The organism is Marinomonas sp. ABL3_031 (assembly GCF_056161265.1).
The window spans coordinates 96,685-110,600 of record NZ_JBSWYU010000011.1 but is presented as its reverse complement, the minus strand read 5'-3'; the positions used below and the strand labels follow the sequence as shown (position 1 = coordinate 110,600).

The 13,916-nt window shown below is 42.6% G+C and carries 13 protein-coding genes and 1 riboswitch; of the genes, 5 read left to right on the top strand and 8 right to left on the bottom strand.

Translation table 11 applies throughout. The features are described 5' to 3' along the window. Positions 1-79 precede the first annotated feature (79 nt). Positions 80-241: riboswitch (FMN riboswitch) on the bottom strand. A 193-nt stretch (positions 242-434) separates the two neighbouring features. After that, on the top strand, positions 435-1,346 hold the full coding sequence (gene rarD, locus ACXAH2_RS13000; protein WP_475079067.1) for an EamA family transporter RarD: 912 nt from the start codon (positions 435-437) through the stop codon (positions 1,344-1,346). A 60-nt stretch (positions 1,347-1,406) separates the two neighbouring features. Beyond that, entirely contained in the window at positions 1,407-1,592 is a 186-nt protein-coding gene (locus tag ACXAH2_RS12995) for a hypothetical protein (protein WP_475079065.1), read from the top strand. 76 nt (positions 1,593-1,668) lie between these two features. Here ACXAH2_RS12995 and ACXAH2_RS12990 read toward each other — a convergent pair whose 3' ends face one another. The 8 genes from ACXAH2_RS12990 to ACXAH2_RS12955 form a co-directional block, all read right to left on the bottom strand. Then, on the bottom strand, positions 1,669-3,462 hold the full coding sequence (locus ACXAH2_RS12990) for a lipoprotein N-acyltransferase Lnb domain-containing protein (RefSeq protein WP_475079064.1): 1,794 nt from the start codon (positions 3,460-3,462) through the stop codon (positions 1,669-1,671). A 2-nt stretch (positions 3,463-3,464) separates the two neighbouring features. Continuing rightward, positions 3,465-3,833, bottom strand: a complete 369-nt coding sequence (locus tag ACXAH2_RS12985) for a hypothetical protein (RefSeq protein WP_475079062.1) — start codon at positions 3,831-3,833, stop codon at positions 3,465-3,467. Between the two features lie 160 nt (positions 3,834-3,993). Further along, a complete protein-coding gene (locus ACXAH2_RS12980) occupies positions 3,994-4,452 on the bottom strand; it encodes a hypothetical protein (RefSeq protein ID WP_475079060.1) in 459 nt (152 codons plus the stop codon). Between the two features lie 212 nt (positions 4,453-4,664). Further along, a complete protein-coding gene (locus ACXAH2_RS12975) occupies positions 4,665-4,931 on the bottom strand; it encodes an amphi-Trp domain-containing protein (RefSeq protein ID WP_475079059.1) in 267 nt (88 codons plus the stop codon). Further along, on the bottom strand, positions 4,915-6,279 hold the full coding sequence (locus tag ACXAH2_RS12970; protein ID WP_475079058.1) for a metallophosphoesterase: 1,365 nt from the start codon (positions 6,277-6,279) through the stop codon (positions 4,915-4,917). The genes ACXAH2_RS12975 and ACXAH2_RS12970 overlap by 17 nt, the downstream gene beginning before the upstream one ends. A 202-nt stretch (positions 6,280-6,481) precedes the next feature. Further along, the gene (locus ACXAH2_RS12965) at positions 6,482-7,573 is read right to left on the bottom strand and encodes an HprK-related kinase B (RefSeq protein ID WP_475079057.1); all 1,092 of its coding nucleotides are present in this window, start codon (positions 7,571-7,573) and stop codon (positions 6,482-6,484) included. Continuing rightward, positions 7,570-8,463 carry a GAK system ATP-grasp enzyme gene (locus ACXAH2_RS12960; protein ID WP_475079056.1) on the bottom strand — a complete coding sequence of 298 codons (894 nt, stop codon included), beginning with the start codon at positions 8,461-8,463 and terminating at the stop codon, positions 7,570-7,572. Before ACXAH2_RS12960 ends, ACXAH2_RS12965 begins: the two co-directional genes overlap by 4 nt. Next, complete coding sequence (locus ACXAH2_RS12955) at positions 8,456-10,099, bottom strand: phosphotransferase (RefSeq protein WP_475079054.1); 1,644 nt, start codon at positions 10,097-10,099, stop codon at positions 8,456-8,458. The genes ACXAH2_RS12960 and ACXAH2_RS12955 overlap by 8 nt, the downstream gene beginning before the upstream one ends. A gap of 232 nt (positions 10,100-10,331) precedes the next feature. Between ACXAH2_RS12955 and dgt the strand changes: the two genes are divergently transcribed. From dgt to ACXAH2_RS12940, 3 genes are all read left to right on the top strand, one after another. Further along, positions 10,332-11,855, top strand: a complete 1,524-nt coding sequence (dgt, locus tag ACXAH2_RS12950; protein WP_475079052.1) for a dGTPase — start codon at positions 10,332-10,334, stop codon at positions 11,853-11,855. Then, on the top strand, positions 11,852-12,430 hold the full coding sequence (locus ACXAH2_RS12945; protein WP_475079050.1) for a DNA-3-methyladenine glycosylase I: 579 nt from the start codon (positions 11,852-11,854) through the stop codon (positions 12,428-12,430). The genes dgt and ACXAH2_RS12945 overlap by 4 nt, the downstream gene beginning before the upstream one ends. 475 nt (positions 12,431-12,905) lie before the next feature. Continuing rightward, positions 12,906-13,904, top strand: coding sequence for a LacI family DNA-binding transcriptional regulator (locus ACXAH2_RS12940; protein ID WP_475079048.1), 999 nt, complete (start codon positions 12,906-12,908; stop codon positions 13,902-13,904). Positions 13,905-13,916 lie beyond the last annotated feature (12 nt).

Here is a 13,916-nt window from a genome sequence, read left to right as displayed (position 1 = left end):
GAAAACGAATATACCATGTCGCATGCCAAGGCATGCAACAGCCAATCTGCCCCGAGTGAATAGAGACACATTTGCCTTGGTCGATCTTCTATCATCCGGACTGTAACCGTCGGCTCTGGAATCACACCAGATCTGCTGACCTTAAAATCCAAGATGAATTTTAAGCGCTCGCGGGCTGTTTAAAAGTCACACTTTTAAAGTCACCGCCGGTGGGGAATTCCGCCCCGCCCCGAAGTTCGATGTTTACGAAATTTACATGCCAACTTTAACCTTATCCCTCCAGATAGGCAATATGGCTTCTCTATCGACCTTATAAACAAGCTTCGAATTCATGCTTCTTTCATTATTTCCATAAATACTTGAGACAAGGCTAGGGAAGTCCTTCAGATTCCGCTACACTCGCCTATCCAGAAATAAGGAATTGGAATAACAATATGCCAAACTCTTCAAAAAGCGGACTGATGCTTGCCTTTACGGCCTTCTTTTTATGGGCTATTGCACCGATTTACTTCAAAGAAATGTCATTTGTACCAGCACCAGAAGTATTGGCTCATAGGGTTATTTGGTCCTGTGTACTCGTTTGTGCCCTCATCCTTATTCTCAAGTATGGTAGCGCCTTAAAAGCGGCAATTACGTCCAAACGCGCCATGTTAGGCCTGCTCTTTTCAACTCTTCTCATTGGTGTGAACTGGGGCACCTTCATTTGGGCCGTGCAACACAATCAAATGCTCAGCGCCAGTTTAGGCTATTACATAAACCCGCTGATTAGCATCATGCTAGGAGTGATTTTCTTTAAAGAAAAACTCGACTCGATTCGTCGTCTTGCTATCGTTCTGTGCTTTTGTGCTGTGGTATTTGAAGTGGTGCAATTTGGCTCATTACCTTGGGTTGCTTTAGTTTTGGCCGTTACTTTTGGCATTTATGGTTTGGTGCGCAAAAAAATCGCCATCGACAGTTTTACCGGCATGGCGGTCGAAACCGGTCTTATGTTACCTATCGCCGCGATCTATCTAATGCAAAGCCCTTCACCAACCGCTAACTTATTGGCGAATGACGCCATAACCAATTGGTTACTGTTCGCTTCAGGCCCAGTAACCATGGTACCGCTCATGTGTTTTGCTGCAGCCGCTAATCGCGTAAGCATGACCACCTTGGGCTTCATGCAATACATAGGGCCAACGGGCATGTTTTTCCTTGCCGTCTTCGTCTACGGGGAGCCTCTAAGCATCGAAAAACTGATCACTTTCATTCTTATCTGGTCTGCATTAGGTGCCTTAATCTTTGACTCAGTTCGTCACTTACGTAAGTCTCGTCGCAACCCCCTGCATCCTGCTGAGCCAGTTTAAATATCTGCAGTATCGACTCTTTTATTTTATTATCGAGAGGGCTCATTTAATAATTTATTTTTGCCGCGACTGACCTCCACTTTAGTTGCCGCTAACACGCCCTATGAAGCGGATAAAATCTGGCAAGACATGCCAACCCCTTTTGTGACCGTAGCAGCATGGGTAATGGGGCCTTACGTTATTGAGTTAAATCGAATTTTTGGCAACCAAGGTATCCCAGGTTTACAACAGGCTGTGAATCCGTAGCTACTGAGTTAGCTCAACGCGCAATACCTACTGAACATAGATAGCCTAATTGACCAACCAGAAGTGTCATGACAAATTAAAAATAATGCCTTAGCTCAAGACTATAAAGATCATTCTGATTTTCAGCTGCGCGCTGATTTTCATAATGGAAAACAAAACTATAGTCTGTATCTATGAACCATGATTGATCTATTTTTAAGTATTGCACTCTCTTATCAGCCCCCCTTTGATGAAAGGCTTCTGAATAAGAAAAACTAGTTTTTAGGGAATAAATTTCATATAAGAAGAAACCAATTTCAGGACGTATGCTTAAATTCCACCCATCCTCCAACTGGGTATTTAAAATAGAATACAAGTATAAATCCTGATGTAGAGCAAAGCTTACTCCAAGTCCGCCACTGATGTATGGCATTCTCTTACCTTGAAGTTGATCGTCTTCTATTGTCTTCATTCCCACTGAAAACTTCTTCGAAAGTCCACCAGTGAAAACATCATAGGGAATATAAGAAGCCATTTTATATAAGGTCAACTCATCTAAATCAATTTTTCCCGTTTGTAATGAAGCTCTTCCTTTAAAAGAAAGAAGCTCCAGTTCTGATTCACTAAAACTGGTTCTATGATCGTCTGAAGCTTGATGAGAGGTTGGTATATATTGTAAAAGCAGTTCGTCTCGCTCTAAAAAAGCAATATTTAATTGACTATCTGCAGGGCGCTTGAGAGGGTCTTTATATGAGGACAATTCAATAAACTGTCCAGCATCCTCTTCGATATTCCAACGCAAGGCCAACTCAGATCGTTCTTGATCTGTTAAGCGACGAGCTTGTTCCTGAGAATCGCTTAGTTCAAAATTACGAATACTTTCATCAAGAGAATAGAGTAAAAATCTTTGCTCCTCTGTCAATATTTGATTAGCGGAGCGAGCTAACTCTTTTTCAGCATCAATGTTTTTTTTATCAAGAGCATCACTGAGCATACGAATCTTCCAACTATCTGATGCTCGTAATACTGGTGAGGCAAGAAGGTCGCTACGATAACTTGCTTTTACAACATCTAAAGGGCTAATCCATTTATCCGAAGCTTCAAGCACAGCAGGATTTGCTACAGCAACAAGGTTGTTTGTTAACGTGGCACAATTAAACTTATTGAAGAAATATTTCATCTCAACGTCTTTCAGCTCCCATATATGGAAACGCAAAAGCTGTCGATCAAAGTCGTCCAATAAAAGCTCGTACTCAATAACATTACGTTGCTCCACAAGATTATATTGCTGCAATTGTTCTTTGTAAGGAGAGACAATAAAAAAACCCTCTTTACCAACAACTAGACTATCAAATAATAGTTTTGGTAAATTCATCGTTCTTGTGTCTGTATAAAAAGAAACAGCGTGCTCTAAAGTCAAGCCATTAGTATTCTTTCCTGCAAACTTTAAGAAAACATGTCCCATCATACTTGCTGGCTGTTCGATATTCTCGTAGGCGTAAACAAGAACAACTTTATCTGCAGGCACACGCTCAATGTAATGGGCAAGACCTCGACATTTTTTCAGAGGGTCTGTTATTTGAATCTCAGGATAATGTTTCGCGATCCATAAAGAGCGGGCAGGATATTGACATAAATATGTGTCTTTAGTTTTCTTATCTGTTAGATTCTCGAGTCCGTCTCGCAGCGCAATTTGAGCTGCATTTTTTTTCTGTCCTACAAAGTTAACGTCACTTATCAGAGAAAAATCATTGGGAATATGGAGTAATGCACGCCATTGCGAAGACTCATACAAAGCCTCAGCATGACTAGACAATACGTTTAAAGAAAAAAAAACAAGAAAAAAGGAAGCAATGACGCTTCCTTTTACTTTATAAAACAGTGGTATCAAAATTAATCTCGACAATTCAGTACTATGCTGTCTTCATATTTCCACATTTTGTCGGTACCGTAATCGGTACTTGAGCCAAACGCACCACCAGATAGAATATTTACAAAGAAAGTAGGTTCAACCTCTCGATTTAGCGCTGTCGTTGAAACACACCCTTCTGTCGAGCTGTTCATGATCTTAGTTTTTGCTCCATCTTTTTTGATCATAGCAACACCAGGAACTTCAAAAGATTGACCATCAATTTTTACTTGCGCTTCTTGACCATTAGAAGTTAATACATTCACTGTTTGCACATCATCAGTCAGAATAGAAGCACAACCAGTTAATAAAACACTTGTCGTCAAACTTGTAGCTAATAAAACTTTTTTCACTTTTTTTTCCTATCTAGAATTAATCCATAATTGGTGCATCATTTCACCACAATTAGGAAACTACCATAAAAAAGCATTGAAAAACGACAAAAATGTCAGTTTTTTGTAAAAAAAAACAGTCTGTTATTTTTAGGCTAGCTAAATAAATTCTCACTAAGCATTATTTTGTTTCCATTAAGATTAGAGTTTTCGCAATTGGCTGTGCGATTTGAGTTTGTTCAGGTTTGGCTTTCACCAAACATCTTTTTAGCGCAACAGAGTAATCACCTGGAATTTTGGTTACGCTGTAATGCTGACTTAAGTGTTTTATGAAAGTACTTTTCTGGCGAAAAAAAAGATTCCACATTAGCTGCGCTTGGTCTTTATTGCCTGCATACATGTCCAGCAATCTTTCTCTAATCACATTAAATTTTAGATAATTTGCATAAATATTTAACCCTTTTCGCATTTCATCAATTTGCTGCTGAGAATACGCTTCTATTTCTAAAGAAATTTTTTTATCAAGAAATTCTGTCAATGCTAAGCAGGAATTAACCGCATTAACCGTTGCTGAAGCGGATAAAGGTACAAAAGGACACAGCATCACTAAAACAATAAGACCTCGCTTCCAAGTATTCATAGTATCTTCCTTTTTATTTTTTTAGGAATTGTACAGACACAACCACGACTAAAGATTGAATACCAAACTTTTTAGTTCATTTTACTGAACAGTGCGAATAATATGCAAACTAAAGACAGCAAAGTCAATGGCGATAAACGTTTAAAAAATAAGGAAAAAAAATGGGACTAAGTTTTATTTTACTAAACTTAAATAGAACAAAGAGTTAGCGGCTAAGCAATATTAGGTGGGGTTTTATTAAGTCTTTTTGGGTGCTTTTCCCATCGCACTTTCACTTCAAATTGTTGACTGTCTTCATCATCCGATGCGGTCACCTTCAACTTTAGCAAACCCTTCGGCTCAACATTAAGGATGCCCTCTTTGTCATCACTAAAGCTTAATTTACCTTTATTTAGGCCTTTAGAAAGCGCTTTTAAAACATCTTGCACATCATCAACTTCCAACAGTGCTTCGTATTTAAACTCAGTTTTTGACTTCATTGTGTTGCCCTTCTACCTGACCTTCTTCATAAATACTTTGCAACTCTTTCGCTGTCATCACTTTCGCAGTTGGATAATCACAACTTAATCCCACAATGCCAGTGCCTTTGTCGATCAAGGTTGCACCTATGCCATAATCGCTCAAACCTTCCACTTTGCGAGAATGAGAATCCAAAGTGATGTCTGCTTCCACATGCACCAAGCCCTTCTTAATAGCAATACGCTGCCCCTGCTGACGATTTACATGGCCCTGCACTATGACATGAACACCAGACTTATGAATGGCTTTCACTCCTCTGTGGGTCAAAGGCAAATCTGCATCGCGATACTTGGTACGAAAGGTATTGGCAATGGAACTGTAATAAAAACCAAACAAATCGCGACGCTTGAGGTTACGATGAAATGCTTTATTGGCGTATTTTGGACCGCTTTTCAACAACATTTGCCCCATGTTGTCGTCTAACCCTGCGTGTAAGAATAGAAAAGAACCGCGTTTCGCCACCAGTTCCATCTTACGGAAAAACCAGTTGAACTCGCCTTTTTTATGTAGGAACAACTGCTGACACTTCAATGAAGCCGCATACACTTGTCGCAAGCTTAAACCAGAAGCATGACAATGCTTTTCAAAGCTCTCGTTTTTGGACGCCATTTTACGCACTTCACGGTCAATCCCTTCTGCGGTCAAAAAGCCTGCTGCATGAAATGGGAACTCTTTAAACCAAGCTTCACCGGGAAATAAACGCTTTCGACAAGTATCTTCATCGGGAATCTTCTTATCCCATTTGGTGTCCACCAAATACTGATCAAACACTTCTCTAAATAAGGGCACCACTTTCTTACCCATACGAACGAACAAATGTTGATTACCCACATCTTTCTTACGCGCTAACGCCAGTAGCCCCATCAAAAGACGCAAATCATGATTTCCCGCCAATAACGTGACCCGGGCTTTTAAACGATACAGGTGCTTTACACTGCGTAATAAGGCCAGATTACTGGGACCTTTATCCAAACAATCACCACCAATAATAATCTCAGATTGTTTGCCTTTTTTAGTCAAGGTTAAATGACCAAGATCAGACTTCTTCTTGCGCTCTGCAACACCCGCGGCAATTAGCGACGCTTCAAATGCCATCGCATCCGCATGAGGATCAGAGATAAACACCACGGGACGTTTTGGCCAACGCAATTTGTGTTCATTGTAGTGAGAAGGGGTTTCTTCGACATGTAAAACATGGTTGTTCACCGAGCTTTTGTCCCTAGGCCAAGGCGCCCATTCTGTCGGTAACCGAGCCATGATCTCAGTGTGATTTGGAAAGGGCTTAATAGCAGGAATAGGGTTAAGCATGGTATCTCTTACCTTGGTAGATGGATCGTGGTGCAGCATTGTGAAAAATCACTCTAGCACAATCCAAGCGCGTCAAACAGAAGGCCGGATTATGCTAAAGTTTTATGACAATTTGGTGACGGTCGACTGTTTTTTGAACATCCTTGTTCAGAAAATGAAAGTGGGTATTACTCTGAAATGACTGCGCCCCTAACTCAGCCTTTTAGGCTGTCGCTAGATGGCCAATCAATTCATAAGCCAAATCAAAATCAATTTTCCCAGTTAAACGATAGACAGTCACATTTGCTAACTGATCAACATAATGGTTGGTCGAATCAATGGCATTGAGGTCTGCAAAAACTCCTTGATTATCCTGATAGAAAGGCCCTGGACGTTTACGTAAGCCGTCAATCACATCCGGCTCTTGAGATAGATCTACCTGTTCTAGTCGCGTCTCTTCTGAGCTATTCAAAGACCAATCCAGCATGATCAGGTTCACTAATTGACCGGTTAACTGAACGCGATTTGAACCGTATTCGTCTTCAATTTGCACATCGTATTTTTCTTCCAATGACCAAAGCTCTGAAGTCGGCATTGCGGATAAAGCCTGCTGGCGAGCCTCTGGCAAGATATGGCGCAAACGATCCGAATACAGCAAGGTACCCGGATTAACCCTGGGCAACTTAGCCAAGCCAATGGTTTCTGTGCCCTCGCCAACAGCTTTAAGCAAGATGCGATCATTGGTTAAAAAGTCACGCGTGCTTTTTTCAAGACAGCGTAACATCAAGGTCGACTTACCGCCGCCCGAGCCCGCGGCAATCGCCGTCACCTGACCTTGCACACTGAACGCTGAGGCGTGACCAAGAGTAAAGTCTTGACGTAAGAAGTGATTCAAAAACTGATTATTAATGAAATTAATAATTTGCGCTAAGTTGGCAGCGCATGGACCAACCGCCACCAGCTGATCTGGGCGCTGTAAAAAAGCCATACCGGTTTTGAACTTCTTAATCCAACGACCGCCCGACACATCCAAATAGCCTTCCTTGCGACCTTGTTTGCCCGCTTCACGGGGGACTTCAAGCCAATCCAATTCATCACCAGCAGGAGGCTGCTCCATCACATACAAATCGATACTCAAACTCGCTGGCTGAGTCTCGTGCAAATAACTTTTGTAGTAGTCTGCCAAGTCATCAATCAAAGCCTTTTCTGTGGCATGAACTCTGACTTGCAATTGCGCAAATTGAAACTGGATTTGATGTAGACAACCAGCGAAATGCGTTTCAACCTGAGCTAGGTCTAGAATATTTTTAATCATGATGGCATTAACTCCTTAAAGACATACTCGGCATACACCTGCGCAGCGTCGACGCCACACCCTTCTAGTGCACCTTTAAATCCACCAAACGCCGACACTTCAAACACCACAGGCCCTTGGTCTGTCAACGCTATGTCTACGGTGGTGAAGCTTAAGTCATAACAAGCCTGTGCCTTGCGACCCAATTCAATCAGTTCAGCGTCCGGCTCAAACCCTTCATAACGACCACCACTGTTAATCGTAGTATTCCAAGAGCCCTTATTGCCAACACGGGCATAAGTACAAAGGTATTCGCCGCCAACAAACACCATGCCTAAATCGCGACCATCTAAATTCACCTTTTGCTGAATGTAATAGATAGATTGGGCTTGACGATATTCAGTCAAAGCATCGCGAACCGTCTCATCGGAATCGAATTGGCTAAGCATCATCATGCCACGCGCTTTGGTTGAGTAGAGTGGTTTTAAAATCGCTGAACCAAACTCACGCACGGTAGCAAACGCTTGGTCAATATTTTCTGTGACACGGGTTTTTGGCATAGGGATTTGCCCTTGCTGTAATGCCAATGTGCCTGCCAAGCGATTAATCAGGTTGCCCACACTCTCAGTCGGGCTGAATAATCGCACCCCTGCTTTTTCAGCAAACGACAACATGCGCAAACGATCTTCGGTGGCAGGTGAGTAGACTTCACTGATTTTCTTGATGATAAGCCCATCCAATTCCATCAAGTCGATATCCTGAAACATCAGCCTGTGGCTATGCAAGCAAAGTTCCACTTGATTCATATCGATCACGACACGAAAGCCAGTCAGGGCTTCCAAACGATCCGCTAAGACTTCAGTGGACCACTTTCCTGGGATGCCAATAACCCCAATTTTCGGTTTATTCAAAATACAGATCCTTTAATGGCAAGGTAAATTTTTCAGCCTGTTGAGGCGACAAGGAAACCAGCTTTTCCAACAAATAACGTGATCTTAGATGCATTCTTGAAGCCAATTTTTTATCAAAAACAAAACGCGTCGAAGTGGCAAAAGAACGCGCTAGTCCCGCCGCCAAACGCAATTCAAAATAAGGGTCTTGCTGGCGCTTAGCAAAACGACCACCAAAACGATAAATTTCTTTTGCTGCAGACATCATGCGTTGACGTCTTGCGCCATTGACGACAGGCAGGCGATAAATAGACACCATTAACACAGATACATCCTGCACATAATCAAAATACGCCGCTCGATGCAGATCAATAAAATGAATTTGTTGCTCAACGTCATCAAAGATCAGATTATCAACGTTAAAATCACCGTGCGTGAGCACACTAAAAGGCGCACGCCATTCGTCTTCGCGTTCAGCAAGCTGTGCCACAAGTTCGTCAAAGCAAGGAAATGTGTGCTGGCCTATGCGTGTTTGTGGTTTAAAAAAGTCCCCATGAACCTTTCGACAGTCAGCGACACGTTTCGCCAATTGCTGCATAAATTGTGGATTGCAGGCTTCCGCTGTTAAGGTGGCTTTCCAAGTATCATTAAGCGTTTTAAAGAGTCGCTTCAAAGCGTCATTCAAGGCTTGCTCATCGTCTCCAAGCAACAGGGCTTCCAGTGTTTTACCGGGAATATGTTCAATGAGTAGAGAAGATTGCTCACCACTACGGGCACCTTGAGATAAAACGTTTGGCGCCAACTTAGGATTAATTTGCTGCCAATGTTTCACGCCTTCAATTTCTTCTTCTATCTTGTGCGGCTCACCCTCCTTGTATACCGCCAACACTTGCTGACCGTCCCCTTTATTGTGGGTAATGGCGGCAATGGCACTTCCAGAACGGGTTAACGCCAAGCGGCGCACTTTTAAATCGTCCAAATCATGATTCAAACTGGCAGCACTGTCCAAAAGGTGAGTGTAATTTTGCAGGCTAGCCACCTGTCCGAGATCCGATTTAATAAGCGCATCGGCAACCAAATTTAATTGTTCAATTAAGCGCTTTAAACAAGCATTACTTAACAAAGCGGCTTTGAGTTCTGCGTCGGCTAAGGTGAGTTTGACGGCCAAGGTATCCACTTGTAACTGATCATAACTTGCCAGCATTTTTGACAAACGTTTGCCCAGTTTGATCCCAGTACGTCTAGGTTCCTGAGACAAACCAACCTTGACTAAGTCCAAACCACGCTTGAGCTTTTTCATCAGCTTGCTGCTCTGGCTCGCACTCGGGTGTGAATAGGCATGCGCTAATGTGCCCTCTTGAACACATTCAAAACAAGCCACCGTCATACCATCCAAGGCACTGGCTAAGGCTCGCAGAGCATTCACTCGCGACACAAAACGGCTCTTTGCTTTGCGCCTTTGCAACAAACCTAAGGCTTCCGTATCGACTTTTTCCCGCAAGGTTTGCACATAGCCTCGTCGACCACGAATACGCGGCAAGATATCTGGTGAGCAAGCTGAATAAAATTGCACTACTAGCTGACAGTGTGTCTCTACCTCATTGAGGAGAAAATAAAGGTGTTCTTGCAGACTGGACAAATTGGTGGACGAAGGCATAACCACTTTTACCTTAAAATAATCACTTTCACTCTAGCGCGCTCAAGCAACAAGTGAATGACATTTATGTGACAACTTAATGACATAACAAAAACATCTCTACAGGTGCGAACGCTACCCCATAAAGCGCAATTTTTTCAGCTCAATCAATAAAATAGACCAGTATTTGTAGTTTTGCACACAAGCTTATATCTGGTTACTATCAAGATTCACCCTGTCGGAGCTTATGACAATGGACATTCACTTTTCACAGAAAATTCGCCCACATCGCCTACACAATAGCGGTCACCATGATGGCCTATCTATCGCACCGCTGAGTGTGTTTGAAAGTGATAGGGGCCGAATCATCAACTCTGCCGCCATTCGTCGATTACAGCAAAAGACTCAAGTCTTCCCCTTAGAAAGAAACGCGGCTGTGCGCAGTCGTTTGACCCATTCCATGGAAGTCCAGCAAGTAGGGCGTTTCATTAGTCAAAGCGTTATCAAGAAATTCTCTGAACAAGGTTTAATGGCACAATATGGCTTAGATCAACTTGAAAGACAGTTTGAATCCATTGTCGAAATGGCTTGCCTAATGCACGATGTAGGCAACCCTTCCTTCGGTCATTTTGGCGAAGCCGCCATCAATCAGTGGTTTTCAGAACACATTGAAGCCTTATTTGACCGTCAAGAGATTACAGATTCACAAGATTTCCTTAAGCCTTTAAAAAGCGACTTATTGAACTTTGAAGGCAATGCCCAAGCCCTACGCATTGTGCATTCTCTGCAAACCTTAAACCTGACTTACTCACAATTATCGAGCATCATCAAATACACCCGTCGCGGTGATCAATCTAAGCCTGACAAAGATCAACCCAAAGCCTACCTGCAAAAAAAAATCGGTTTTTACTTAAGCGAAGCGCCAATTGTCAAAACCATTAATGACACACTTAATACACAAGCAGGCAACCGCTCACCTTTCGCTTACATCATGGAAGCGGCCGATGATATCTCCTATTGCATTGCCGACATTGAAGACGCGGTTGAAAAGGGCATTCTTAAGTTCGATGAGTTACTAATGAGACTCAAAAAAGAGTTCGCCAAGCTTATTCAAAATAAAGAAAAGTACCCTAAAGTCGAAAAAACTGACGCACAAATAATGTCCGATATGATTGACAAGAGTCTCTGGCAATATAAAAAAACCAGCATTAAGAGTGACTTTTTCGTACAGTTTCGGGTTGCGGTAAATTCCTTATCGGTGGATTATGCCAGCAGCCAATTCATCGATAATATTCACGCCATATTCGATGGTCACTATAACCAAGCCCTACTAGAAGATGGCAGCCTAGTCCACGCCATTTTAGACACCCTCAAAACCGTTGCCTTTAAACACGTATTTTGTTCTGAGGAAGTCCAACAGCAAGAATTACAAGGCTATCGCATTATCGCTGGGTTATTGGACATCTATTTACCTTTATTGCAGCTTGATCGAGAAACCTTTGAAAAGTTATTCCTAGAAGAAAGCAAAAAACCACTTTATCAAAGCCGACTTTTTAATAAGATAGCCGGTCGCCAATTAGCTGCTTATCAAAAAGCCTTATCTCAACTCACTGAGTTTAAAAAGGAATTTGAGGAGGAAAAGCTACAAAATCTAAGTGATAATGCTTGGGAACTGTATTTCCGCTGTCGCCTCATTCAAGATTACATCAGCGGCATGACAGATCAGTTTGCTTACGATGAGTATCGTGCCTTGCATGTGATTGAGAGTCACTCATGACAAAGCGCCGCCAACGTTGTGCTTGGGCTGATACCGCCCCTGACTTTCCTGATTATCATGACAACGAATGGGGCTTTCCAGTAGCCGATGACAAAAAATTGTTCGAAAAGCTCTGTTTAGAGACGTTTCAATCTGGCTTAAGTTGGCGCACGATTTTGTCCAAGCGTGAGGCTTTCCGGCTCGCTTTTGATCAGTTTGATTACCACAAAATGGCTCAATATGATGAGACTAAAGTCACACAATTACTGGCGAATAAAGACATCATTCGCAACCGAAGGAAAATTTTAGCTGTGATTAACAACGCTAAAAGAGCCATTGAACTCATCGAACAAGAAGGCTCTCTGGCGCACTTTTTATGGCGCTATGAACCAGAGCCCAGCGACACCATTCGCACCCAATGCGCGGAATCCGTAACATTGGCAAAAGAGCTAAAAAAGCGTGGTTGGACATTTCTTGGCCCTACCACCCTATATGCCTTCATGCAGTCTATGGGCATGGTCAATGATCATGAAGCGGAATGCGACCTTTATTCTGACGTTGAAATAGCTCGCTGTAACTTTATACGCCCAACATAAGTATCATATCTATCAAACCTCATCCAAACCTAGAAGCGACTGAGTTAACTTCTCTACTAAATAATCAAGATTCATTCGGCATCCATTCAAATAGGTGTCGAATGCCAATATTTAGCCGTACGCGATATATTCGAAGCGGGTGTCGGTAAGACTCTGAGACTCTGCTTGATCTCATTATGAGCCTGCATTGCCTCCGTAAATATGATGCCCAACTCTAACTGACTGCGATAACACTTCTTTATCGACCAGCTAAAGCTAGGTAAACGCACTGACGTTAAGTCGATCTTTTTAAGTTAAAAGCCCCATCATTGTGCAAAAAATAATCTTTGCATCGAAACATTTTCGGTTTTAGGGTAAGAATTCGCTGATCACAAAATGCACACTTAATGCTTTAATAACAGTTTAAATGATGAAGAGTGTCAGGAAGGAGACGATCATCCTTCTTCAATAATAAGAATGGTGCAGCGTATATTGTATGTCGATTAAAGAGATTGCGACTCAGCTAGACCTGTCAGTATCTACCGTGTCTCGCGCACTGAATGATTACCCTGACATTAGCCCAAGTACCAAAAAGCGAGTGCTCAAAGAAGCCTGTCGTCAAGGTTATCAACTAAAAGATCCTGCAGTTGGACAATGGGTACAAGCGAAACGAGTCATTACGGCCATTGTGCCGAGTCAGCAAAGTCTTTTTATTGACCCCATTCTTGCCAAGGTATTAGCCGGTGCTCGCCAGTTTCTGCAATCGTCTGACTACTTATTACAAGTGGTCGCTATTGATACAGGAAGAGACGAGTTAAGTGAGTTTGAGCGCCTCGTCAAAGCAGGCGATCAAGACGGCTTTATCCTATTACGCACTCGGGTGAATGACCCAAAAGTTCATCGTTTACTCAAGCTTAATGTGCCTTTTGTTTGTTACGGACGCACTGAACGCGCGAACCAATTTGCTTGGTTGGATCTGGATAATTATCAAATGGGGCAGCTGAGTGTGTCCTATTTAGCCGATCAACAACACAGTCAAATTGGTGTCGTTTCGGTGAATGAACGTTATTTTTTTGCCAAAGAAAGACTGCGCGGCATTCATGATGCAGCACAACGTTTGGGCATAACACTCAGTACCGAGCACCTTTTAGAAGTGGGTTTCGATGAGGAACAAAGCTACTTAGATTGTGCGGAATTCTTACTTCAGCGACCAAGTATTACGGCATTGATTTGCTTAAACAGCATCAGTGCTCGCAGCGCCGCATTGGCGGCAAAACGATTACACACCAAGCAATCATCAGTGTGCGTAATCGGTTGTGATACGCCCGCAGATGAGCTGACCGCCAGTATGGGGATCACCAGCATTCAGCAAGCCGCTCCTCAACAGATTGGCGAGCAGCTGGCTGAGATGATGGTAGCGCGCATCAAAGGAACGCCAGTGAAAGAGTTACAAGTCTTATTATCACCAGGTGTTGTGAAAACGGGATTTAGCTAACACACTAAAGCA

Bases quoted from the DNA above. Each gene is read 5' to 3' on its own strand.
- rarD (WP_475079067.1), top strand. From the start codon at position 435: ATGCCAAACTCTTCAAAAAGCGGACTGATGCTTGCCTTTACGGCCTTC.
- ACXAH2_RS12980 (WP_475079060.1), bottom strand. From the start codon at position 4,452: ATGAATACTTGGAAGCGAGGTCTTATTGTTTTAGTGATGCTGTGTCCT.
- ACXAH2_RS12975 (WP_475079059.1), bottom strand. From the start codon at position 4,931: ATGAAGTCAAAAACTGAGTTTAAATACGAAGCACTGTTGGAAGTTGAT.
- ACXAH2_RS12970 (WP_475079058.1), bottom strand. From the start codon at position 6,279: ATGCTTAACCCTATTCCTGCTATTAAGCCCTTTCCAAATCACACTGAG.
- ACXAH2_RS12965 (WP_475079057.1), bottom strand. From the start codon at position 7,573: ATGATTAAAAATATTCTAGACCTAGCTCAGGTTGAAACGCATTTCGCT.
- ACXAH2_RS12955 (WP_475079054.1), bottom strand. From the start codon at position 10,099: ATGCCTTCGTCCACCAATTTGTCCAGTCTGCAAGAACACCTTTATTTT.
- dgt (WP_475079052.1), top strand. From the start codon at position 10,332: ATGGACATTCACTTTTCACAGAAAATTCGCCCACATCGCCTACACAAT.
- ACXAH2_RS12945 (WP_475079050.1), top strand. From the start codon at position 11,852: ATGACAAAGCGCCGCCAACGTTGTGCTTGGGCTGATACCGCCCCTGAC.
- ACXAH2_RS12940 (WP_475079048.1), top strand. From the start codon at position 12,906: ATGTCGATTAAAGAGATTGCGACTCAGCTAGACCTGTCAGTATCTACC.